20 protein-coding genes are annotated in these 21,975 nt (G+C 52.6%); 18 read left to right on the top strand and 2 right to left on the bottom strand.

Annotated elements, in window-relative coordinates; all coding sequences use genetic code 11:
• Positions 1-62 precede the first annotated feature (62 nt).
• Positions 63-899, bottom strand: coding sequence for a hypothetical protein (locus tag Pr1d_RS12125; protein WP_148073775.1), 837 nt, complete (start codon positions 897-899; stop codon positions 63-65).
• Positions 900-929: 30 nt separating this feature from the next.
• Positions 930-1,589, bottom strand: a complete 660-nt coding sequence (locus tag Pr1d_RS12120; RefSeq protein WP_148073774.1) for a type IIL restriction-modification enzyme MmeI — start codon at positions 1,587-1,589, stop codon at positions 930-932.
• A 349-nt stretch (positions 1,590-1,938) separates the two neighbouring features.
• On the opposite strand from Pr1d_RS12120, the gene Pr1d_RS12115 reads away from it, so the two are divergent.
• From Pr1d_RS12115 to Pr1d_RS12020, 18 genes are all read left to right on the top strand, one after another.
• Entirely contained in the window at positions 1,939-3,381 is a 1,443-nt protein-coding gene (locus Pr1d_RS12115) for a sulfatase (RefSeq protein WP_148073773.1), read from the top strand.
• A 78-nt stretch (positions 3,382-3,459) separates the two neighbouring features.
• Positions 3,460-3,867 (top strand): hypothetical protein, encoded by a 408-nt coding sequence (locus Pr1d_RS12110; RefSeq protein WP_148073772.1) that lies wholly within the window; start codon positions 3,460-3,462, stop codon positions 3,865-3,867.
• Positions 3,868-4,135: 268 nt separating this feature from the next.
• Positions 4,136-4,414: a DUF202 domain-containing protein gene (locus tag Pr1d_RS12105; RefSeq protein ID WP_148073771.1), complete on the top strand. Its 279-nt coding sequence runs from the start codon at positions 4,136-4,138 to the stop codon at positions 4,412-4,414.
• A 28-nt stretch (positions 4,415-4,442) separates the two neighbouring features.
• Positions 4,443-4,763 carry a hypothetical protein gene (locus Pr1d_RS12100; protein ID WP_148073770.1) on the top strand — a complete coding sequence of 107 codons (321 nt, stop codon included), beginning with the start codon at positions 4,443-4,445 and terminating at the stop codon, positions 4,761-4,763.
• 305 nt (positions 4,764-5,068) lie between these two features.
• Positions 5,069-6,025, top strand: coding sequence for a YybH family protein (locus tag Pr1d_RS12090; RefSeq protein WP_148073768.1), 957 nt, complete (start codon positions 5,069-5,071; stop codon positions 6,023-6,025).
• A 45-nt stretch (positions 6,026-6,070) separates the two neighbouring features.
• Positions 6,071-7,792: a hypothetical protein gene (locus tag Pr1d_RS26475; RefSeq protein ID WP_168204974.1), complete on the top strand. Its 1,722-nt coding sequence runs from the start codon at positions 6,071-6,073 to the stop codon at positions 7,790-7,792.
• A 285-nt stretch (positions 7,793-8,077) separates the two neighbouring features.
• Positions 8,078-10,216 carry a cation:dicarboxylate symporter family transporter gene (locus tag Pr1d_RS12075; protein ID WP_168205198.1) on the top strand — a complete coding sequence of 713 codons (2,139 nt, stop codon included), beginning with the start codon at positions 8,078-8,080 and terminating at the stop codon, positions 10,214-10,216.
• Positions 10,217-10,406: 190 nt separating this feature from the next.
• Positions 10,407-11,879, top strand: a complete 1,473-nt coding sequence (locus Pr1d_RS12070; RefSeq protein WP_148073765.1) for a porin — start codon at positions 10,407-10,409, stop codon at positions 11,877-11,879.
• Between the two features lie 251 nt (positions 11,880-12,130).
• Positions 12,131-13,201, top strand: a complete 1,071-nt coding sequence (locus Pr1d_RS12065) for a linear amide C-N hydrolase (protein ID WP_148073764.1) — start codon at positions 12,131-12,133, stop codon at positions 13,199-13,201.
• 241 nt (positions 13,202-13,442) lie between these two features.
• Positions 13,443-13,907: a LamG domain-containing protein gene (locus tag Pr1d_RS12060; protein ID WP_210417965.1), complete on the top strand. Its 465-nt coding sequence runs from the start codon at positions 13,443-13,445 to the stop codon at positions 13,905-13,907.
• 240 nt (positions 13,908-14,147) lie between these two features.
• Complete coding sequence (locus tag Pr1d_RS12055) at positions 14,148-15,692, top strand: arylsulfatase (protein ID WP_148073763.1); 1,545 nt, start codon at positions 14,148-14,150, stop codon at positions 15,690-15,692.
• Between the two features lie 143 nt (positions 15,693-15,835).
• Positions 15,836-16,795, top strand: coding sequence for an AAA family ATPase (locus tag Pr1d_RS12050; protein ID WP_148073762.1), 960 nt, complete (start codon positions 15,836-15,838; stop codon positions 16,793-16,795).
• A gap of 10 nt (positions 16,796-16,805) precedes the next feature.
• Positions 16,806-17,726 (top strand): DUF58 domain-containing protein, encoded by a 921-nt coding sequence (locus tag Pr1d_RS12045; protein WP_148073761.1) that lies wholly within the window; start codon positions 16,806-16,808, stop codon positions 17,724-17,726.
• The gene (locus tag Pr1d_RS12040) at positions 17,726-18,187 is read left to right on the top strand and encodes a DUF4381 domain-containing protein (protein WP_168205197.1); all 462 of its coding nucleotides are present in this window, start codon (positions 17,726-17,728) and stop codon (positions 18,185-18,187) included. The genes Pr1d_RS12045 and Pr1d_RS12040 overlap by 1 nt, the downstream gene beginning before the upstream one ends.
• Before the next feature lies 1 nt (position 18,188).
• Positions 18,189-19,226 carry a VWA domain-containing protein gene (locus tag Pr1d_RS12035; RefSeq protein WP_148073759.1) on the top strand — a complete coding sequence of 346 codons (1,038 nt, stop codon included), beginning with the start codon at positions 18,189-18,191 and terminating at the stop codon, positions 19,224-19,226.
• On the top strand, positions 19,223-20,152 hold the full coding sequence (locus Pr1d_RS12030; protein ID WP_148073758.1) for a vWA domain-containing protein: 930 nt from the start codon (positions 19,223-19,225) through the stop codon (positions 20,150-20,152). Before Pr1d_RS12035 ends, Pr1d_RS12030 begins: the two co-directional genes overlap by 4 nt.
• Positions 20,149-20,733, top strand: a complete 585-nt coding sequence (locus Pr1d_RS12025; RefSeq protein WP_148073757.1) for a tetratricopeptide repeat protein — start codon at positions 20,149-20,151, stop codon at positions 20,731-20,733. Before Pr1d_RS12030 ends, Pr1d_RS12025 begins: the two co-directional genes overlap by 4 nt.
• On the top strand, positions 20,730-21,932 hold the full coding sequence (locus tag Pr1d_RS12020; RefSeq protein WP_168205196.1) for a BatD family protein: 1,203 nt from the start codon (positions 20,730-20,732) through the stop codon (positions 21,930-21,932). Before Pr1d_RS12025 ends, Pr1d_RS12020 begins: the two co-directional genes overlap by 4 nt.
• Positions 21,933-21,975 lie beyond the last annotated feature (43 nt).

Raw genomic sequence — 21,975 nt, 5'->3', positions numbered from 1 at the left:
CAATTTCTTTGTAGAAATTGGATCCAATAAACTTTGCAGTTGTGTTCAAGGTCAATCTCACTTCAGGTTGGATACTGAAATTTGAAAGAAGACGAAAGAGAGGGATATTCCCCTAGAAGCCTCTGCATAACGATTTCAATCCAAGTTCCTAGTACATACTTATTGCTTCGGTCATACCGGTGCTCAATAGCACTGAGAGAGTAACTATTGGGAAACTCGCCAGTAGCTGCTGGATTGTGATAGATACGCCAAATCCCACAACCACTAATCCCTTTCATTCCATTGAAGTCTGGTAAGAATACAGTGAGTGAATCACTCGAACGAATCGGATTGGCATCGAATTCAAAAGCACCATGAATTGAAGAGTTATATTCATGGCCTACGAATGGCGATGGGTCGCCTTCGAATGGTCTTCCGAAAAAAGACACTGGGACGAGGTTAAAACCATAATCTCCATGGCTGAACCACTCCTGAGGATACCCTGCTGTAAGGAAGAAATTGTTGCACTCCCTGGGGCATCTGTCAATTTTCGACAACGTCAGCGGAACCTTAGAGATACAAATTTGTTCCGCTTTCTCTTGTGTGAGTCTGATGATTGCTATGTCGCGGCCATGAGATTCTGTGCCATGAAAATCAGAACCTATCAATTCAACAACGTGCGGATCACCTTCGACAGCAACGCAAAGCGGAGTGTTCGTCTTGATTCGCTGATCGATTTTATGTGCAGCGGTAAGAATGAAGTATTCACGAGCAATTCTAAAAAAAACTCCTGAACGATCAACTTTGAACTTTGGTTCTTGTTCACCTTCAACTCGAACAATAAGTAAAGTAGCGTCAAGTATCTCAGGTAATATTGCCTTTTTAACTTGAACTAGGGTTTCTGGCTCGGAGTATGGCATTGCGGTAATCCTAGCGAGTGACAAACTGCATTACACCCCCACATAACGCTGCCCATCTACCAGGCGCGCCTTAACTAGACTTTCTAGCGTTTCTAGAAGTTCTGCAATCCGTTCTTTGTTGGCCCTGGTGAAATGTTTGGCGAGGTCTGTTTCGTCGGCGGGGGTGGCGAGGATGGCTTGGACGGCGGCGGCTTGTGCGGAGAGGGTTTTGGGCCGGGGTTGTTTGGTGATCTTGGCCTTTTTCTTGGTGGCCTTGGGCTTGGCTTCTTTGGTGTCGGTGAGCATGCCCTGTTGGGTTTTGCCGTCGGGGTTTTGCCCCTTTAGATTTTGATAGTCGGGTCTTAACCACCGGATGAGGCCCCGTTTTTCTTCCTCGGTCTGTTCGTGGTTGAGGGCCACGAGGCGTTCGAGGTCTTTCACCTTCTCGATGCCTTGTTTGGTTTCACAGACAAAACATCCGCGGCGATAGAGATCGATGCGCCGGGTGCTGGTGGTGCCGTCGCCGTTGTCGAAGATGACATTCTTTTCGAAGACGTAGCGATTGTCGGATTCGACCTCTACCGTGGGGTCGGGATGTGGGGCTTCGAGTACGTCGCACAGTTCGGCGAGTAACAGCTGATTGTTCGCCCGCTCGGCCCCGCCGGAGGGCTTCCAGCGGTCGATGAAGTTGGTGATGGCGGTGTCATCCATAACAGCGATTGATTCGAGCAAGGAATAGGTAGGTATGGACACCTAGGATACGTGTTCGAGTGGCCCTCTGCAATTAGTGAGAAAGGCGATCGTGGAGCTGGGTTCCCGCTCCCACTTTCGTGAGGGCAGCCGCTGTGCACCGGTCAGAGAAGGGACTGGGGGCTGGGGACTGGGAGCTGGGGGCCGGGTTCCCGTCAGCACGGGAATGACGGTGGGTTGTTCATCTTTGGCTTATCCTGGGCTAATGGCTATAATCCGTTCGGGATGTTTTCCATCTGCCGACCATAATCATTTATATTGTCAGTGCTCCTTTTATGTACCTTCACTTTGCCATCACGCTTCCCCAAAAATGCTTACCGGCAAATTATATCAGATAATTCTGGGCAGTTGCTTCATAGCACTCTCACTCTTCACTGCCTGCTCTTATGCAGAGGATCAACCAAACATCCTCTTCATCTATCTGGATGACTTCGGTTGGAGAGATGCAAGTTACATGGGGTCTGACTTCTATGAGACTCCCAATATCGACGCGCTGGCGCGCGGGGGGATGATTTTTAGCGACGCCTACTCTTGTGCGGCGAATTGTGCGCCCGCGCGGGCTTGTCTGTTGTCAGGGCAGTACACGCCTCGGCATCAACTCTTCAATGTCGGTACCGCGCCGCGCGGGAAAGCCAGGCATCGCCGATTGAAGCATGTTCCGGGTACCGATACGTTGAACCCGGAGATCGAGATCTGGGCTGAAGCTCTGCAAAAGTCTGGGTATCGAACGGGAATGTTTGGCAAGTGGCACTTGGGAACAGACCCCACGACCCAAGGTTTCGATGTGGCAGTCGAATACGATAAGTTGCCAGGATTTAATGCCCACTATGGCCCCGAGGGCCAATATCTAGCGGATGTGCTGACAGACCAAGCTGTCGACTTTATCAAAAAGAGTGGCGACAAACGCTGGTGTGTTTATCTTTCTCATTTTGCCGTCCACACTCCACTACAACCTAAACGAGAACTGCTGCCGAAATACCAAGCAAAGAAGCCGGGTAAGCTCCACCAGAACGTAAAGATGGCGACCATGATACAAGCCGTCGATGACGGAGTCGGTCGGATAATGACCGTACTGGATGAAATAAATGCTCGTGAAAACACGGTCATATTATTTTACTCCGATAATGGGGGCTATGGCCCCGCTACCGACATGGACCCCTTATGGGGCTACAAGGGGACATACTTCGAAGGGGGTATTCGAGTACCTTTTTTTGTTAACTGGTCGGGAGTTGTCGAGCCAGGGACCGAATCCAGCGAGCCAATCATTGGGGTCGATCTCTTTCCGACGATCTGTGAAATTGCCGGAGTACGCTTGCCCCACCAGCCGCTCGATGGACGCAGCCTCATTCCCCTGTTGAAGGGTGAACTAAAGAGCTTTGGTGATCGTCCCCTCTTCTGGCATTTCCCGGCGTATCTGCAATCGTACGGAGTATACAACGAGCAACGTGACCCTCTCTTCCGATCGCGACCGGTAAGTGTTGTGCGGATTGGCGATTACAAGCTGAAAGAGTATTTCGAGGATGGCCATGTTTCGTTGTTCAATCTCCGCCAGGATATACGCGAGCGTCACAATCTGACTAAAGAAATGCCCGAAAAGCGAGATGAGCTTCTTCATATCCTCAAGACTTGGCAACACGAGGTGAATGCGCCGGTACCAACCGAACTCAATCCAAAATTCGACGCCGACGCCGAGAACAAGGCGATCAAGAAAGCCTCGAATTCCCGCGGAAAACAGCGCCAAAAAGATCTGTAACACTCCCCTTCTCTTCTCGCTTAACACTCCAGGAGACAGAGCGTCTCCCATCCACTGCCTCGCCTGGAGAGACTTTCCATGTATTCTGCCTGTCCAAATTTGCTTGAGTTGAAATCGCCTACCGATTCTCTATTACTGAATGTATTGGAAGATCGCCATAAAAGTTCCCGACTGCGGGAAGAAAGGACTATACCCAGAGTTCCGGTTGTAGAGATCTATCGGAACGCGACGGAGAATATTGTCAATGTGAGAATTGGCCGCTGGCGTGTGCTCTCGAGCGATGTGCATCGTCGGATTGCAGAGGTCCGCGAACTAGGTTGCCAGCGAATAGCAGTTCGCATTGAACTCGACGACCACAACCGGTTAGCTTCCCACTGCACGATTTGGGAACTCTATGACTCGGAGGGACACCTCTTATCGATGCTGCAGGATATGGGCGATCGGGAGATCTGGCTCACGACTGGGTTTCGACGTAAGTCATTGTGAATTGATCAAGAAGCAACAGTAGGGCGATTATTATTGAAAGAAGCAAATCTGGTAGGGACTTGAGCCCCATAAAAGCTTTTTTCTAGCCACGGATTGACACAGATGTACACGGATGTAATTCTGAATCGAGCTGAACAATTGTGCTATCCTTACTATGATATTTCGCAAACTTTACTTCCTGACGAAACTTTTCTGGCTATGATTGCCATGCTTTTTCAGAAGACCATCGAATCCACGGCAATATGCCTCACAATAGCTGGAAGCTTGCATGCTCAAGAATGATGGCGAGCAATCGGCCCGCGATCAGTTGGCTCTCATGCGAACTGAGATGGCTAATGAACGGACAATGCTGGCCTATCTGCGAACTTCTCTCATGTTAATTGCCACCGGGGGAACCATCTTGAAATTGTTGGCCGATACGCTTCCCTTGCATATCGCAGGCTGGACATTGATTGCAATAGGAATAGGCGTCGGCGTTTGGGGCTTCCTGCGATTTCGTCAGTTTCAATTTCAGTACGAAATCGAAGAAGAGACTTTGGAATCCTAGCAGATTCACCTCATAGGACATCTCTAGAATGTCCATGGATCTGCCACCCGATTTTCCCACTTGGCCTCTAACCGCAAATCTACTCCTGTTGATGTTCGTGGCCAACGAGTTGGGGTTCCGCTGGTCGCAGATGGGCTCTGCTTCTGATTCGGAGCTTTCTCGTAGTGCAATTTCTACCGTCAAAGGGAGCGTGTTCGGTCTGGCAGGATTACTTCTGGCATTTTCCTTTTCGCTCGCGGCAACCCGGCACAACGAGCGACGCCACGTTGTGCTCGACGAAGCGAACGCATTGGGAACTTGTTATCTGCGTGCCGGTTTCCTGGGCGGGTTCTCACCACAATCGACGTAACTGGAGCTGGACAACTTGACGCCTCGGGCAACATGCCGACTTCGCCGGGACCGCAAGAAAGGACTCGTTTTCCGGCCCGCATTAAGCTCGATGATAGTGAAGACTTACGAATCTCTGCTGGCTCTCAAGGGTATGCGGCCGTTTATACCGACCAGGTTCAAGTCGCCGGTGTTACGATGATGGTTCTCTTGCGGATGAAAAGTTGGCTAGGCTACTTATTTTAGGAAAACGGTTTGCTAGACTAAGGCTATCAGCATTTGACACAATTGCTCGTCATGAGTCATTCCATACCGCGGAGGTAATCTATGAAACGCTTTTTCGATTCACTGCTGCTAATTGCTTTTCTGGGAATCTTCCCCTCTGGGACTTGCTGGAGCCAGGAGGAGGCTGCTGAGCAAGCTAATCCTGATGAGGCGGCCATTCGAGCCAATGCCGAGGCCTACGTCGAAGCCTACAACAAACGAGATGCAAAGGCCGTCGCTGAGATGTGGTCCCCTGATGCGGTCTATATGGACCCCACCACGGGGGAAGCTGTTGTAGGCCAGGAAGAACTCACTGCTCTATTCGAAGAAGATTTTACGGCGACACCCGACCTCAAGATTGAAGTATCAATCGACTCGATAGATTTCGTTTCTCCCAACGTGGCGATTGAGAACGGAGTCGCCACGGTAACTGTCCCCGACCAGGAACCCGCCATTTCCAACTACTCTGCCGTACATGTCAAACGCGACGGTAAGTGGCTGATCGACAGGGTATCGGAATCCGACGTTCCCTCTCCCCCTCCTACCAACTACGAACAACTGCAGAAGTTGGAGTGGCTGATTGGTTCGTGGGTCGATGGTGACGATAATTCAACGATTGTTACCGAATGCCAATGGACTAAGAACTGTAATTTCATCACACGGAGCTTTGCCGTGGTGGTCAGGGATGAGATCGATTTATCTGGATTTCAGATCATCGGCTGGGATGCGGCCGCCAAGGAGATTCGTTCCTGGGTGTTCGATTCGCACGGAGGATTTGCGGAGGGGACTTGGGAACTCGAAGGCGACCAGTGGGTGATCCATTCCAAAGGAACGCTTGCATCGGGTGAGAAATCATCGTCAGTCAACATTGTCGTTCCGGTCGACGAGAACTCCTTCACTTGGCAATCTGTCAACCGACAGGTGGGCGGGCAACTGCTGCCGAATGTTGAGGAAGTGCTAATCGTTCGCGATCAAACCGAAGAAAGTGAATATCTCGAAGAAGAAATGGCCGCTGAGTGATAGCGCGGCGCTTTTCAATCCCGATTAAATTCAAAAGGTGTTTCGATGAATAAGAATATTCTACTAACGTTGGCTGTGGGGCTCACGCTCTTGATCTATTCCACCGGTGATGTTGTGGCCCGTGGTGGCCGTGGCGGAGGAGGACACGGTGGAGGTGGCGGAATGCATCGTGGTGGCGGTGGTGGTGGAATGTCCCGTGGTGGAGGGGGCGGCATGAGTCGTGGTGGTGGTGGTGGTGGAGCAGTGCATCGTGCACCGAGTGTGAGTCGTCCCTCTCCTCGCCCTGCTCCAAGGCCATCGATGAATCGGCCGAACGTGGGTGGTCCTTCCGGAAATCGCCCGAATATTAGTCGACCTAGCGGAAACCGGCCAAACGTAGGTGGTGGTGCTGGAAATCGGCCCAATACCGGCGGCGGAGTTGCGCCTGGAAATCGGCCCAATCTTGGAAGTCGACCGGGTTCCGGTTCTCCAGGGCAACGGCCCAATCTCGGTGGAAACCGCCCACAGCCCGGTGGGGCAAGTGGTCGTCCCGGTGCAGGTGGAAGACCTTCAAGAGGAGACCTCAACAATTTTCTAGATTTACCCGGTGGCGGTGGGGGAAGACCTTCCCTAGCAAGCAGGCCATCTGGAAGTGGCAGACCTTCGACTCTACCTGGACGACAACCTGGTTCGGGAAGACCCTCCGGTGGTGCTGCGAATGACTTTTTCAATAATCGTCCCACAACGCTTCCTGCCGGGCCGGGCACTCGACCTGGCAGGCCTGGGGCTGGAGGAGATCGGCCTGGTCGACCCGGGGGCGGAGATGGAAATCGCCCCGGCCGTCCCGGCGGTGGTGAAGGTGATCGTCCCGGCCGCCCGGGTGGCGGAGACGGAGATCGTCCCGGTCGTCCCGGCGGTGGTGAAGGTAATCGCCCTGGAAGACCTGGGGGTGGCGATGGAAATCGTCCCGGCCGTCCTGGTGGTGGAGAAGGAGATCGGCCTGGGCGTCCAGGTGACGGCAACAGACCCGGTAGACCAGGACGTCCCGGTGATGGGTGGTCTCAAAACCATCGACCAAACCGTAGGCCCAACAACAACCAGTGGAATTCCTGGCGTAACAACCACTACACCAATATCAATGCCAACTTCAACAGGAATTGGGGTGGTAGATACGGTGGGTGGTATAACAACGCATGGTGGGGAAGATATCCAGGCCGCTATGCCTACGCGCCTGGGTTTAACTACTGGGGTGTCGCCACCTATGGGGCACTGAGTAGCTGGCTGCCTTGGGGTTGGAGCCAACCTCAGTACTACAATTACGGAGACAATGTCTATTATCAGGACGATACGGTCTACTATAACAATGAACCGCTCTGCTCTGCTGACGAGTATGCCTATCAGGCAGAACAGATCGCCACGAGTATTCCGGATGTCCAACCTGCTGAAGACGACTGGATGCCGTTGGGCGTATTTGCGCTGACAAACGACGGCGAGGACGTCGACGAAGATCCTACGATGTTCGTGCAGTTGGCCGTGAGCAAAGAGGGTATTATCTCTGGCACTCTCCAGAATACCTCCACCGATACTGTTCAGAATCTAGAAGGGATGGTCGACAAGGAGAGCCAACGGGCTGCCTGGACTGTCGTCGATCAAACCCGTCCGTTAATGGAAACGGGCATCAGCAATCTCACCCAAGACACTGCTCCTGCATTGATCCATTTCGACGACGGATCAACTCAGCAGTGGCTCATGGTGCGATTGGAAGAACCGGAGGGTGCGACAAAGTAGCACTAGGCTCTCTATCGTTCTTTTGACCCACCAACCTATCCCCTCCACGGTGAACTCGTGGAGGGGATTTTTTGTAAAACAACTTGTCGGGAGAGCGTTTCCTGTCCCTCTGCCGTAAAGTGATTTACAGACTTGATCTGTTCTTGAACTCTGTTTTGATTGAAACTGGATGAATCGTCGCCCCATGTCTGACAACTTTCATAACATCTCAATAGGTTCAGACGGCAGATGAACACGCCTCCACAAAAGACCTCTACAGAGGAACGAACTCCCCGTTCAGGATACATGGGACTCTGGATCGCCCTAGGGTTGCTATTGGGGATTCTTTGTGGAGTATTCTTTGGAGAGTATTGCGAAAAGCTTGACGTCATCGGTAAAGCCTACGTGGGATTATTGCAGATGACAGTGCTTCCCTACTTGGTTTTTTCTTTGATTGCCAAGATGGGGAGACTAGATGTCGATCGAGCCAAGAAGCTAGGAGTGGCTGCACTCACGGTGTTGCTCGCGATGGGCCTCATCGGCGTTCTCTTGATTGTGCTGGTTTCATGCATCTTGCCTGCCATTAAAGGCGCTTCTTTCTATAGCCCCAGTCTCAACCGGTACGAAATCGGAGATTCGGATGCCTTGGCCCAGTTTGTTCCGACGAATATATTTCGGTCTCTGGCCGATGAGTATGTGCCCGCTGTGGTCGTGTTTTGCCTCTTCTTTGGCTGCTCGCTGATGTTGGTTCGCGGCAAGGAGCAACTGCTCGACTTCCTCGATGTGTGTTCCGATGCGATTGGGCGAGTCAACTTATTTCTCATTCGTCTTGCGCCGCTTGGCCTGTTCGCTCTCTCTGCGGCCGCCGCGGGAACGATACGAATTGAGGAATTATCACGCCTACAAGCTTATTTGATCATGTTCACGATCGCTTGTGTGATCGCTGCGTTTGGAGTACTCCCGCTTATTGTTTGCAGCTTCACAGAGATTCGGTACCGTGACTTATTCCACGCCGCTCAGGAGCCCTTACTCACAGTCATTGCCACGGGAAAACTGTTTGTGGTGTTGCCACAGATAGCAGAAAAGTGTGAGCAACTACTCAAGAAGGATGAAGACTCGACGACTGACATCGGAGAAACTACGCCTGGTGTTTTGGTGCCCTTGGCTTATTCAGTTCCTCATCTCGGCAAGTTGTTTGCGTTTATCTTCGTCTCGTTCGGAGCCTGGTACGTGGGGCGCGGCTTAAGCCCATCGCAAACCGCTGGGATGGCTGCCACGGGAACCCTCTCGAGCTTTGCTAGCCCGCTCATCACCATTCCTTACCAACTCGACCAATTTCATTTGCCGCAAGACCTCATGGCTTTGTTTATCCTGCCAGGTTTTGCCACTACTCGGCTTGCTGATGTCGTAGGTGTACTCCATTTGATGGTGGTCACGATACTAGTCACGAAAATCCTGCAAAAGAGACTGCGCGTCAACTGGTGGACACTTGCAGCTTCAACTCTGCTTCTGTTCGCTTGTACCTGTACCGCGTTTGCAGTCAGCCGATGGTATCTGGCGACAACTACTCCGGAATATGATCTCGATCAACGCCTTCTCGCAATGGAGATCGCCGACCCCTATGCTGACGTCCAGGTATATCAATCGCGGGACGACGTGACCGTTCGCCCACCATCGCAGTTACCCACCCTTGAGCGAGTCAAGGCAGAAAACTTGCTGCGAGTTGGTTACCATCCTGACCACTTGCCTTTTTCTTTCTTCAACAATCAGCAGCATTTAGTTGGATTGGATGTCGAGCTGATGCACCGCTTGGCAGAAAGTCTCGGTGTCAAGTTGGAATTTGTTCCCTTTTCCTATAATACCGTTTCCGAACAACTGGAAACCGGCGAAATCGATATCGCGTTGGGTGGTCTGATCGTGAATCTAGAGCGTTTGAAGACCGTGGGATTCACTCAGCCCTACCAAACCGCCACGATAGCGATAGTCGTACCGGACCACCGACGGGGTGAGTTCGATACTTGGAACAATTCTGAGATGCCTACCACACTTCGCTTGGGGGTCGTCTACAAGGACATGGCCGTAGTAGCACGGCGTAAACTACCCGATGCTGAGATTGTCGTGATCGATTCGATTGGTTCGTTTTTTGACCAGAACCAACAGAATCTCGATGGACTTATTATGGCCGCCGAAGAAGGTGCAACTTGGAATGTCTTGTACCCCGAGCATACGGTGGTAACTCCCCGGCCAATCGTACGGAGGCCAGTAGCCATGGCAGTACGTCCAGACGATGTCCAATGGGTTCGCTTTCTCGACGGCTGGCTGGAATTTGAAAGGCTGGACGGGGCTGTTGATAGTCTGCGCAGCTTCTGGATCGAAGGAGACGGAGCAAAGCAGCGCTCACCTCGCTGGAGCGTAGTGCGCGATGTGCTGCATTGGCTTCCCTGAAGCAAGGCAATTACTCCTTCAAAATCCCCCCTTCCCCCCGTGCTAGCACTCTCAAGCTAGCACTGCGAGTTGTCAAACTGCAGAAACTCTAGGGATTATGCCGATCAAGCAAAGTGTGACTGCGCGCAGTGAGCGGTAGTTTCTCGTAAGTAAAGATAATCAATCTACGCGTTGTAGTGATCTGCGGATTATGAATTCACCATTAGCCTACCAACGACAGCGATTGTGGTTTGCACCCATGCTGGTTGGAATAATAGCGATTGGTGGATGGCTCAGAACAACGTGCGCACAAGAGTTTATCTCGCTCCCACCGACAGTTGAAAACACGATTTACGAAACGGAACTCTTGCCGTCTCAGCTCGACTCTTCTGATATTAGACCATCGACTGCAGAGGAGTCGACGGTCGTCACTCCAGCTTCCTATCCTGCAATGTATGAAACGCCGAACGATATCGGTTGGCCGAGCGAAGTGAGGTCTGGGTATGATGATGGCTTTGTTGTTGCCTGTCCGCGACAGCTTAACATCGACACCTCCGACATACCGTTCGTCTGGAGAGTCAACGGCTGGGGCCAATTGCGGCACACGGAGTTTAACTCGCAGGGTACGAACCCTGACCAGAACCAATTCCAATTGAAACGAGCTCGAATCGTAATCTCTGGTAGTGCCTTCACTCCCGACTTTCAATACTTTTTTCAATTAGATGGGCGTAGTAGTAGCGGTGATAATCTGAGACTGTTGGATTATTACATGACCTATGACATTGGTCACCATCGGCTGGGGTACGAGCCCGGAACTCTCGGTTTCAAGACTGGCAAGTACAAGATTCCGTATTCTCTGGCACGCTATCTTTCAGGAAAGCAATTCGAGTTCACCGATCGGTCGATGTCCAGTATGTATTTTGACGCGAACCGTAGTTTGGCCTGGGGTCTTTATGGAACGGTTGATGGATTGATTATCCCTTGGTATTGGGAGACAGCCATCTTCAACGGTTTAGTGACCGGTGGTGCAGAAACCGGCAGTAGCGGCAACCTCGATGATAACTTTGCTTACTCTGCCCGTCTCATGGCTTTTCCTATTGGCGATTGGGGATCAAGTGAGTTGGCCGATTTCGAATGGCACGACACTCTGGCAACCCGAATCGGGGCTGGTTGGGCCGATTCGACGATCAACCGAAGTGGCATGACTGAGTTCGATAGTATTCGCGTCGTCGATTCCGGGCAGACGCTTGCCTCGATCCTGCCATTGAGTGTGGATCAATACACCGTGAATCTCTATGCGGTCAATCACTCGTGCAAGTGGCGAGGGTGGTCGCAAACTTTCGAATACTACTTCCGCTACATTAATGATATCGAAGGTGCGGCAATTCCGAACTTGTTCGATCATGGATTTTGGTTTCAACTCGGGAAGTTTGTCATTCCTGGAAGACTTGAGCTTCTAACGCGGTGGTCGCGTGTGGATGGCAACTCGGGAACGCTTGGTGTCGCAGATGAGTGCTCCGAAGAAATCGCAGGAGGATTCGCCTGGTACATCCGTGATCAACATGCCAAGCTGACGGCAGACGCAACCTACATCAACGGTGCCCCCATCAATTCTGACTCCTTGGACATGTCACCCGGCGACATCGGCTGGTTGTTCCGCACGCAAATTCAATTTGCATTCTAGGGAATTCAGTCCCCTTCTGATTGCGACAAATAGTCGCATGTTGGCCCGCGCATTGATTGTCTTTTCTCGCGCATATCGTGTCAAAACCGCGCTGTGAATTCCCAACTCTATTGAAACTCGTAAGTTTGTTCCCCAATATTTCATATTGGACGACTACACTTTGGGGGAAATACCACTACAATCGACCGGTAGTGATGAAAATCGTGATGTGAGCCTACCCATCCTAGAATCTGCAAGTGATTGTAATTCATATGAATGAACTTGATCCCTGCCAAGTGACACACGTCGCTTTTCGCCTCGCTTTGGTCTTTGCCTTGTTCTCTGCTCAAGCCAAAGCTTGTACCCGCGCTGTCTATCTTGGCCCGGAAGATACCATCATCACAGTACGCAGTATGGATTGGGCTTCGGATATCGGCACCAACTTATGGATTTTTCCTAGAGGCATTAATCGCAACGGTGCCTGCGGACCCAAGTCGATCACCTGGACTTCAAAGTATGGCAGCGTCATTGCCACTGCATTCGATGCCGCCACAGCCGACGGCATGAACGAAAAAGGGCTGGTCGCGAGTCTGCTCTACCTCGCTGAGTCCGAATACCCCCAGCCCACAACAAACGAGGCGAGACCACCGCTATGCATCTCCGTTTGGTCGCAGTATGTTCTTGATCAATTCGCCTCCGTCGCGGAAGCGGTGGAGGCCATACGCAAGGAGCCTTTTTATGTTGTACCGGTCATGTCGCCGGATGGACACGAGGGAACCGTACACCTTGCTATTTCCGACCCCACTGGAGATTCGGCAATATTCGAGTATATCGGCGGTAAATTGGTAATCCACCACGGTAAGGAGTATCAAGTGATGACCAATTCACCGATCTACGACAAGCAGCTTGCGCTGAACGAATACTGGCAGGAGATCGGTGGCACGACCATGCTGCCCGGCACAAACCGCGCGGCCGATCGCTTTGTCCGCGCCTCGTTCTATATCAATGCAGTTCCCCAGACCGCCAAGATCGAAGACGCTATTGCAAGCTGTTTTGGTGTGATTCGCAATGCTTCGGTTCCCTTGGGAATTTCCACTCCTGGTCAGCCGAACATTTCCTCAACACGCTGGCGAAGCGTCTCTGACCACAAGAACAAACGCTACTACTTCGAATCCACTCTTAGCCCGAGCATTTTCTGGATCGATGTGGAAGATTTGGATTTCCAAGCATCAGCCCCGGTGAAGAAGCTTACCATCAGCGATGGGGCGATCTTCTCGGCTAACGTTACAAAGGATTTTCAAGATACCGAACCCTTTGAATTTTTGCCTGCGAAGATTCAATAATCAGGTAAACCGTTATGATCAGGGCCGCCAATCTATCGCAATGAACTGTATCACGACTATTCTGGAAGTTCCCGACCATGGCTGGCTACACGGGGATCATCCCTCTAAGCACCGCACCAGTTTCAAAGACCCTAAAAGACAACGACTATGCTACAGCGATTTTTGGGAAGTGGCACAACACCCCGGAAATGGAGATTAACCCTGCGGGTCCCTTCGATCGCTGGCCGGCGGGACTTGTCGCATGCCAGAGTTCACAGCACCGAGTCTGGGCAAGAAAAGCAATCATGTCACTATCGAGTTGGAAGTCGACGAACATGCCAACGGTGTGCTGTACGCACTCGGCGGCGCAGCTGGCAGTCTGACTTGCTATCTGGACGATGGCTACTTGGTCTTCGAATACATCCTGTTCATCATCGAGCGGTACATTGTCCGATCCGAGATACCCCTTGCAGCTGGGAAGCATACTATCGTCATCGACACAATACTTGAGAAGCCAGGCGCACCACTCACGGTGGCCATGGATGTAGATGGACAAAATGTCGCCAACATAACAACCAAGCGTTCAGTCCCCTCGGCTTTCAGTGCCAGTGAGACGTTCGATGTCGGTATCGATCTCGGCTCGCCGGTTTCTCGCGACTATTTTGATCGAGCTCCCTTAGAATTCACAGACGACATAGTGACCATGAACGTAACACTTCACAAGTGATGATATGAAAAGGTATTACAAACGATGAAACCGGACGAAGAAGCGGATTCTACTGCTGTCGAGGTTTCGCAACACAATCTTCATATTGCTCTTGTCGATAGAAATCCTTTTAAGGTGCCTATCGATTTCTGTTGCTAAAAAAGTCCGATTTTCCTCCTGGGATAAATTGCATTGCGTGGAGAAAATGATAACATTCTCTTGTCTCTTGGGACTTTTCTACATTAACTTCGGAGAATCGACATGAGAAAAATACTGAATTCTCTCACTGTGCTGAGCTTGCTGCTGCTGGCAGCCAACCTTCATGCTCAGCAGGACAGCAAGCCGAACATCCTCGTGATCTTTGGCGACGACATTGGGCAGACGAACGTCTCTGCCTACACCATGGGACTGGTCGGCTATCGCACACCGAATATCGATAGCATTGCCAGAGACGGCATGATCTTCACCGATTACTATGCCGAGCAGAGTTGCACGGCAGGCCGCTCGACATTTCTCACAGGACAGTGCACTTACCGCACAGGTCTTTCCAAGGTTGGGTTACCTGGAGCCGACCTCGGCTTACAGAAAGAAGATCCCACAGTCGCCGAATTGCTAAAGCCTCATGGCTATGCGACTGGTCAGTTTGGTAAGAATCACCTGGGTGATAAGGATGAATTCTTGCCTTCCAATCACGGATTCGATGAGTTCTTTGGCAATCTCTATCACCTCAATGCCGAAGAAGAACCTGAGAACCGCAACTATCCACAAGACCCTGAATTTCGCAAGAAGTTCGGCCCTCGTGGCGTCATCCATTCAACGGCGGACGGTAAAATCGAAGATACTGGTCCGCTTACTAAGAAGCGGATGGAGACCGTCGATGACGAAACTTCTGATGCAGCCGTCGACTTCATCGAGCGTCAGGTGAAGGCCGACAAGCCTTTCTTCTGCTGGTGGAATGCCACTCGAATGCACTTCCGTACGCATGTGCGAGACTCACTACGCGACGAGCCTGGCCTGACCGCCCGGACCGAGTATGCAGACGGCATGCTCGAACACGATGGTGACGTTGGCAAGTTGCTTAAAAAGCTCGATGAACTCGGCATCGCTGACAATACCATTGTGCTCTACACGACAGACAATGGCCCCCACAAGAATAGTTGGCCAGATGCTGGATTGAGTCCTTTCCGTAATGAGAAAAACTCCAACTGGGAAGGTGCTTTCCGCGTACCGGCAATGATCCGTTGGCCTGGAAAAATCAAGGCGGGAAGCGTTTCCAATGAAATCGTAAGTGGTCTCGACTGGTTGCCGACGTTTCTGGCGGCGGTTGGAGATACAGACATCAAAGAGAAACTCAAGCAGGGCTATCAGGCCGCTGGAAAATCCTTCAAAGTCCACCTGGATGGCTACAATATTTTGCCTTATCTCACTGGCAAAGAAGAGAAGTCTCCACGCAAGGAATTCTTCTACTTCAATGACGATGGTCAGATTGTCGGGTTGCGCTTTGAGAACTGGAAACTCGTTTTCCTGGAACAACGAGTACCGGGCACCCTGAAAGTTTGGGCCGAGCCTTTTACTCCGCTGAGACTTCCCTTGATGTTCGACTTAAGGGCGGATCCTTATGAGCAGGCCAATATCACTTCGAATACTTATTACGATTGGCTGCTGGACCATGCGTTCTTATTGGTCCCTGCCCAGCAGTTTACAGGAAATTTCTTGAAAACGTTTCAAGATTTTCCACCACGCCAGGAGCCTTCGAGTTTCAACCTTGATGATGTGATGAGGAAGCTCTCAGAAGCTACCAAATAGGACTCGATTGTTTCTACCACTCAATCAGGGCCAGAACGGCACGGGGTTTCCCAATCGTTCTGGCCCATTTTTTATTTCTGCTATCCGTGATACTATCACGGACTGCTAGTTTCTTAGTTTTTCATAGAGTCCGTGGTATTTAGATGACTCCTCGCGAAGCAATCAATCAGATCCAAATTGCCATGAACGAGGCGATCATTGGTCAGGAGACGGTTGTCGAACGAATGCTCCTGGCACTGCTCGCAAATGGCCACGTCCTCATGGAAGGCCTACCCGGGGTAGCCAAGACGCGTTCGATCAAGACGCTATCCAACCTGGTGAATAGTGATTTTAGTCGGGTGCAGTTCACACCCGATTTGCTGCCATCCGACGTTACCGGCTCGGAAATCTATCGCGAACAAAATGGCACCTTTGAATTCCAACAGGGCCCCATCTTCGGCAATCTGATCTTGGCTGATGAGATCAACCGTGCTCCTGCCAAGGTACAGGCGGCGCTTCTGGAGGCGATGGAGGAACGCCAGGTCACCGTGGCTGGAAAAACTCACAATCTGCCAGCCTTGTTCCTGGTGCTAGCAACTCAGAACCCGATCGAGCAAGAGGGGACCTACCCGCTGCCCGAAGCGCAGATGGATCGCTTTCTACTTTATGTGAACGTCCCCTATCCTCCCGCTGCAGACGAAGCGGCGATCATGCGTCTCGTGCGTGCAGAGAAAACGGGCAACGCTGCCGAGCCCCCACCGAAGATCGAGCAAGACCTCATCTTTGCGGCGCGCAAGGAAGTTGGCTCGATCCATGTGGCCGACGCTGCTGAGAAGTACATGGTCGATCTAGTGATCGCCAGTCGAGAACCGCAGCGCTACGGCGGTGACCTGGAAAAATGGATCCGCCTTGGTGCCAGTCCGCGGGGTACAATCGCCCTGGATGCCGCTGCCCGTGCTCACGCCTGGTTGCACGACCAGGATTTTGTCTCTCCTGAGAATATTCGAGCGGTTGCTCCTGCCTGTTTAGCGCATCGACTCCATTTGAGCTACGAAGCCGAAGCCATTGGCAAGACGCGCAACGACGTTGTCGAAAAACTCCTTGAAGCCGTGGTCCCCGTGTGAACGAAACCTGATGGCTGGCCAGACAACGATCACGCTGGAAGACATGGTTCGCCTTAAAGCGAAAGCTCACGGATACTCGTTTCTCCCCCGACAGCCCGTGACATCCTTGCTCGCAGGGCGCCACGCTTCGCGTCTTCGCGGACGCGGCCTCTCCTTCGAGGAATTGCGCCGCTACCAACAAGGCGACGACATCCGCTCGATCGATTGGAAAGCCACCGCTCGACTCCGCGAGACACAGGTTCGCGTCTACAGCGAAGAACGCGAACGGCCTGTTCTGCTGCTGGTTGATCAGCGTAGCACGATGTTCTTTGGGAGTCGGCGGTGCATGAAATCGGTCGCGGCGGCGGAACTCGCAGCACTGGCTGCTTGGAGGACATTGCGTACCGGAGACCGTGTGGGCGGAATCGTATTCAACGATGCTGCGATGGTCGAAGTGCGTCCCCATCGGAGTCAGACACGCGTGTTGCACTTGCTGAATGAGATCGCACGACAAAACCAACTGCTCGCTAGCAAGGAACCACCGACCGGAAATACATCGCTCAACGACGCTCTCAATTCGGCCCTTCGATTTGCAAAGCACGACTACTTGGTGGTGTTGATCAGCGACTTGAATGGAGCAGACCAAGAAACCCAGCGACTCACTACGCTGCTGCAAGCTCACAACGATGTCTTGATCGCCGCTGTTTACGATCCCCTGGGAGCCTCGCTCCAGTCGCAACCCGGGATGGTGGCGGCAAGTGGTAAGGAGCAGTTTGAGTTGCCGCTCGGAACGTTTTTTGAAGAAGCTTTCCAGCATTCGTTCACGGAAATTCTAGACCGATGGATGACTATTTTCCGGGGTCTCCGAATTCCCATCATGCCCATCTCCACCGCCTTTCCCATCGCAGACCAACTACGCGACCTGTTCGGCCGACACTCTGCTACGCACTAATGGACGACGACACCAACCTAGATCGCTTGCACGACATCGAGTTGCCACCCGAGGTGGCTGCCTGGCCGCTGGCATTAGGCTGGTGGGTTCTGATCGTGGCGATACTGGCGCTGGCAAGCTACATTGGCTACACGCTATGGAAACGTTGGCAGGCCAATGCGTACCGCCGCGAAGCCCTACGTGATCTTGAATCCGCGGAAGACGTCGCCGCGATCTGTGAAATCCTCAGGCGTTGTGCGCTGGCATTTACACCGAGAAATACCATCGCAGCAATGACGGGCGACAACTGGGTAAACTGGCTCTACGAAAGATCTCCTGAAGAGACCCCTTCCGATATCCGTCGTCTGTTAGTTTCTGGACCCTATATCGCTCAGCCTCCGACTGGATCGGAGGAGATGCTTCGCGACTACACTGCGCATTGGATTGAACACCACCAAATTTGCGATAGTAATTCTAGCTGACATGTTAATCCTTTCTCATCCCTGGATGTTCTTGCTGGTACCGTTGCCTTGGATTCTGGTGAAATTGGTACCTCAACCACCGGTCCCGAGCTTGGCGGTCAGGGTTCCCTTCGGGAAGCGCATCAAGTCGGCAAGTTCTGGTGGCGGCGGAGTCGAACAGATTACTCGCAGATGGGGAAAACTCATTGCAACCGGCTTAGTCTGGTTGCTGATCGTGACCGCCCTGGCTAAGCCCCAATGGCTTGAGCCACCGATCGAGAAGACCGTGCCGACGCGCGATCTATTGCTGCTGGTCGATCTCTCGGGGTCGATGGACCACGAGGATTTCGTCGACAAGGAAGGAATGAAAACCGACCGCCTGACGGCAGTAAAACAGGTAGTGGGTGACTTTTTGATCCACCGCCAGGGGGATCGCGTTGGGTTGGTCGTATTCGGGAGTGCGCCGTTTCTGCAAGCGCCCTTTTCCACGGATCTGAAACTCGTGAGGAGCTTGCTCGATGAAACCTCGGTTGGGATGGCGGGACCTCGCACTGCCCTGGGAGATGCAATCGGGCTTGGAATCAATCTGTTCGAGAACAGTGACGCCCCAGTCGAAACGATCATCGCGCTCACGGATGGGAATGACACGGCCAGCCAAGTGCCCCCTGTGGAAGCCGCCAGGGTGGCCAAGGAGCGCGACATCCGTATCCACACCGTCGCGATCGGTGATCCACAAACTGTCGGCGAAGAGAAACTCGATGAACAAACTCTCCGCGATGTTGCAACCACTGCCGGTGGCAAGTATTTCTTCGCAGCCGACCGTGAGGCACTAAGCCACATTTACGACGAACTCGATAAAATCGAAACCCGGAAAATCAGCGAAGTGAGTCATCGTCCGCGGCGGGATCTCTACTATTGGCCCCTGCTTGCCGCACTGCTGTTCTCGCTCGTAGCCAAAGGACTTCAACTAATCAACAGAGCGAAACTAGCCGCACCGATAGCTAAGAACAAACTCGTTCGTGTTGACCCACTCTCGGGCAAACTGGAGGTGGTCACATGAGTGGGCTACTCACAAATTTCCATTTCCTCCGCCCCGCCTGGCTGCTGCTGGCGCTATTGGCAATCGGCCTGTGGTGGCTCTGGCAGCGAAAGACCGATCCGTTGCAAGGTTGGCGTCAACAAATCGATCCAGAGCTACTTTCTGCACTCGTAGTAGGAAAGGAAGCCAACTTGCGGGCAACCAAAGCTCAATTGTTGGCTGCTTGGCTGTTGACGGTTGTAGCAATCGCGGGTCCGACCTGGCGGCTGGCGCCTAACCCCTTTGCCGACGATGCCACGCCACTGGTAGTCCTGCTCAAAGCGGAAGCGAGTATGAACGTTGCCGATCCTGAGCCATCGCGACTCGAGCGAGCCAAACTAAAACTCGCCGATCTCACTGCCGAGCGAAAGGGCCAACCACTCGGGCTGATCGCCTACGCCGGAAGTGCCCACTTGGTGCTGCCGCCGACACGAGACACGGATGTCGTTCGGCAGATGGCCAACGAGATTTCGCCAGAGATCATGCCCGAGCCGGGGGATCGACTCGACCTGGCATTGCTCGAGGCTCAACGAATTCTGGCGGAGAGCGAAACGAGTGGGAGCATACTTGTGATCGCCGACTCGATTGCTACCGATCTGCCCGCCCTGTCAGAAGCGGCCAAAGCAGTTGCCCTGCCGATTCAGATTCTCGCCATCGATTCACCAGACTCTCCAGAGCAAACCTCGATACTCACAGCCGCCAAACGCATCGGTGCCTCGGTACAGAAATTTACCCCTGACGATTCCGATATAAAAAAGATCGTGCAAACTGCCGCCCGCGCCCCGCTGATGGTAGCAGGCGACGAATCGGACCACTGGATGGAAATGGGTTACTACCTCGTACCAGTTGTCGCACTGTTGTTCCTATTTGTCTTCCGCCAGGAAACTGCAGCAAGGGGAGTGGCATGAAACAACTACCCCTCTTAATCGCCTTCTCCTGGATGGGCCTCTGGTACACTCCCGATCAACTGGGCCAGCACTATTTCAATTGCGGCGAGTTTGACACGGCGGCAGATGCCTTTCGCGATCCGCTTTGGAAGGGGGTCGCAGAATTCCGCGCTGGCGATTTCAAACAAGCCGCGCAAACTTTTTCTCGAGTCAACACGGCCGATGGACACTACAACCAAGGTAATTCCTGGGTAATGCTCGGCAAGTACGAAGACGCCGTAGCGAGCTACGACAAAGCGCTCGAAAAACGTCCCGACTGGAAAGAGGCGCAGGAGAATCGCAAGCTCGCCCAGGCGCGCGCCAAGATGCTGGAGAAAAAAGGAGGAGATATGACTGACGGTGAGATGGGGGCTGACGAATTTGTCTTCGACAGGAATAAGCAACCTGACGACCAGTTTACCGAGGTCGCGGGGGGAGACAAACTCTCCGATGCCGGCATGCAGGCTCTCTGGCTCCGCAAGGTGCAAACCCGTCCGGCCGACTTCCTGCGCTCGAAGTTTGCCTACCAGGATGCGCAACGCAAGGAAGGAGACACACCGTGAGATTGACGACTCTTGCTCTCCTGGCTTTCTGCGAAACCGCCGCCACCTGTTTTGCTGCCGTCGATCCGGTGGTGATCCGCGTGCCTGAACCAAAGGCATGGACGGGTGAACGAGTTTCCTTTTTCGTCGACATCCGCGTCTTAGGTTCATTTGGAGGCGCGACCACATTTTCGCTACCGAATGTGCCTGGCACGATCATCCTAAGTGTTGGCAACGCGAGTGTCTCTTCCAAGGAAATCGAAGACAAGCAATGGTTCGTACAAACGCACGAGTTTAGTCTGTTCTCGCAAACATCGGGCAAGGTAGTGATCCCTGATTTTCCCCTACGCTACGGTAAAAGGAAAGGATTCAGTGGTCCCGCTACTGAGGTGGAGGGCAAGGTTCCTAGTTTGTCGGTCGAGATTGAGCGTCCTCCCGGCAGCAACAGCATCGGATTTCTCATTACCACCGAATCCCTGGATGTCTCGGAAACGTGGGATCCAAAGCCTGGAGCAGCGAAGGTAGGCTCCGTATTCAAACGCACTATCAGCCAACACGCAGATCAAGTGCTTGGCATGGCGCTGCCGCCAGTTCCCAACACCACAACAGAGGGTATCCATGTCTATCCCAGTAATCCCGTGGTGAAGGACAACACCGAGCGGGGGGCATTCGAGGGGTCTCGCACCGAGACACTCACCTATTTGATGGAAAAAGCAGGAACCTACAAAATGCCCGCCATCAAGTTTGTCTGGTGGAATCCCAAGTCTGAGCAGCTTGAATCGAAAGAACTCCCAGCAGTGACGTTTGAAGTCGCCGCCTCACCGCAGAGTTCCAAAACAACAGCAAGCGAAAAACATAATCCATGGGCTTGGGTTCTTGTCCTCATCACGGTCTGTGCTGTAATTCTGGCGATCCGAGCAGGAGTCAACTGGATCTTCAAGTTTTACAATGCCCCTGAGCGAGTTGCTACGCGCCGATTACTCAAGGCATGTCATCATAATAATGCGAAAGAGGCTTACGAAGCATGGCTCACCGTGCCGAGAGCTGGAACCTCTGGCGAGCTGAATGATGCGATTCAAGAATTGGCAAGTATTCTCTATTCTGGACGAACCAACCATCCGTGGGACGGCCGGAAACTGGCGAACGCATTTCTAGGTTCGAAGCGAGAAACCTCTTCTCGATATCAGGCACATCCCCATTTGCCGCCACTGAATCCTTAGAATGCGACAATGCAACATTTCGCAGCCATTACGCGTGTCAGAT

The sequence above is a fragment of the Bythopirellula goksoeyrii genome (assembly GCF_008065115.1).
Taxonomy (GTDB): domain Bacteria; phylum Planctomycetota; class Planctomycetia; order Pirellulales; family Lacipirellulaceae; genus Bythopirellula; species Bythopirellula goksoeyrii.
This window is presented reverse-complemented; position numbering and strand designations above follow the sequence as displayed.

Excerpts from the sequence above, each read along its gene's own strand:
- Pr1d_RS12125 (WP_148073775.1), bottom strand. The coding sequence starts at position 899 with ATGCCATACTCCGAGCCAGAAACCCTAGTTCAAGTTAAAAAGGCAATA.
- Pr1d_RS12100 (WP_148073770.1), top strand. The coding sequence starts at position 4,443 with ATGTCCATGGATCTGCCACCCGATTTTCCCACTTGGCCTCTAACCGCA.
- Pr1d_RS26475 (WP_168204974.1), top strand. The coding sequence starts at position 6,071 with ATGAATAAGAATATTCTACTAACGTTGGCTGTGGGGCTCACGCTCTTG.
- Pr1d_RS12025 (WP_148073757.1), top strand. The coding sequence starts at position 20,149 with ATGAAACAACTACCCCTCTTAATCGCCTTCTCCTGGATGGGCCTCTGG.
- Pr1d_RS12035 (WP_148073759.1), top strand. The coding sequence starts at position 18,189 with ATGTTAATCCTTTCTCATCCCTGGATGTTCTTGCTGGTACCGTTGCCT.
- Pr1d_RS12110 (WP_148073772.1), top strand. The coding sequence starts at position 3,460 with ATGTATTCTGCCTGTCCAAATTTGCTTGAGTTGAAATCGCCTACCGAT.
- Pr1d_RS12045 (WP_148073761.1), top strand. The coding sequence starts at position 16,806 with ATGGCTGGCCAGACAACGATCACGCTGGAAGACATGGTTCGCCTTAAA.
- Pr1d_RS12075 (WP_168205198.1), top strand. The coding sequence starts at position 8,078 with ATGGGACTCTGGATCGCCCTAGGGTTGCTATTGGGGATTCTTTGTGGA.
- Pr1d_RS12070 (WP_148073765.1), top strand. The coding sequence starts at position 10,407 with ATGAATTCACCATTAGCCTACCAACGACAGCGATTGTGGTTTGCACCC.
- Pr1d_RS12105 (WP_148073771.1), top strand. The coding sequence starts at position 4,136 with ATGCTCAAGAATGATGGCGAGCAATCGGCCCGCGATCAGTTGGCTCTC.
- Pr1d_RS12090 (WP_148073768.1), top strand. The coding sequence starts at position 5,069 with ATGAAACGCTTTTTCGATTCACTGCTGCTAATTGCTTTTCTGGGAATC.
- Pr1d_RS12055 (WP_148073763.1), top strand. The coding sequence starts at position 14,148 with ATGAGAAAAATACTGAATTCTCTCACTGTGCTGAGCTTGCTGCTGCTG.
- Pr1d_RS12115 (WP_148073773.1), top strand. The coding sequence starts at position 1,939 with ATGCTTACCGGCAAATTATATCAGATAATTCTGGGCAGTTGCTTCATA.
- Pr1d_RS12065 (WP_148073764.1), top strand. The coding sequence starts at position 12,131 with ATGAATGAACTTGATCCCTGCCAAGTGACACACGTCGCTTTTCGCCTC.
- Pr1d_RS12120 (WP_148073774.1), bottom strand. The coding sequence starts at position 1,589 with ATGGATGACACCGCCATCACCAACTTCATCGACCGCTGGAAGCCCTCC.
- Pr1d_RS12050 (WP_148073762.1), top strand. The coding sequence starts at position 15,836 with ATGACTCCTCGCGAAGCAATCAATCAGATCCAAATTGCCATGAACGAG.
- Pr1d_RS12030 (WP_148073758.1), top strand. The coding sequence starts at position 19,223 with ATGAGTGGGCTACTCACAAATTTCCATTTCCTCCGCCCCGCCTGGCTG.
- Pr1d_RS12040 (WP_168205197.1), top strand. The coding sequence starts at position 17,726 with ATGGACGACGACACCAACCTAGATCGCTTGCACGACATCGAGTTGCCA.
- Pr1d_RS12060 (WP_210417965.1), top strand. The coding sequence starts at position 13,443 with ATGCCAGAGTTCACAGCACCGAGTCTGGGCAAGAAAAGCAATCATGTC.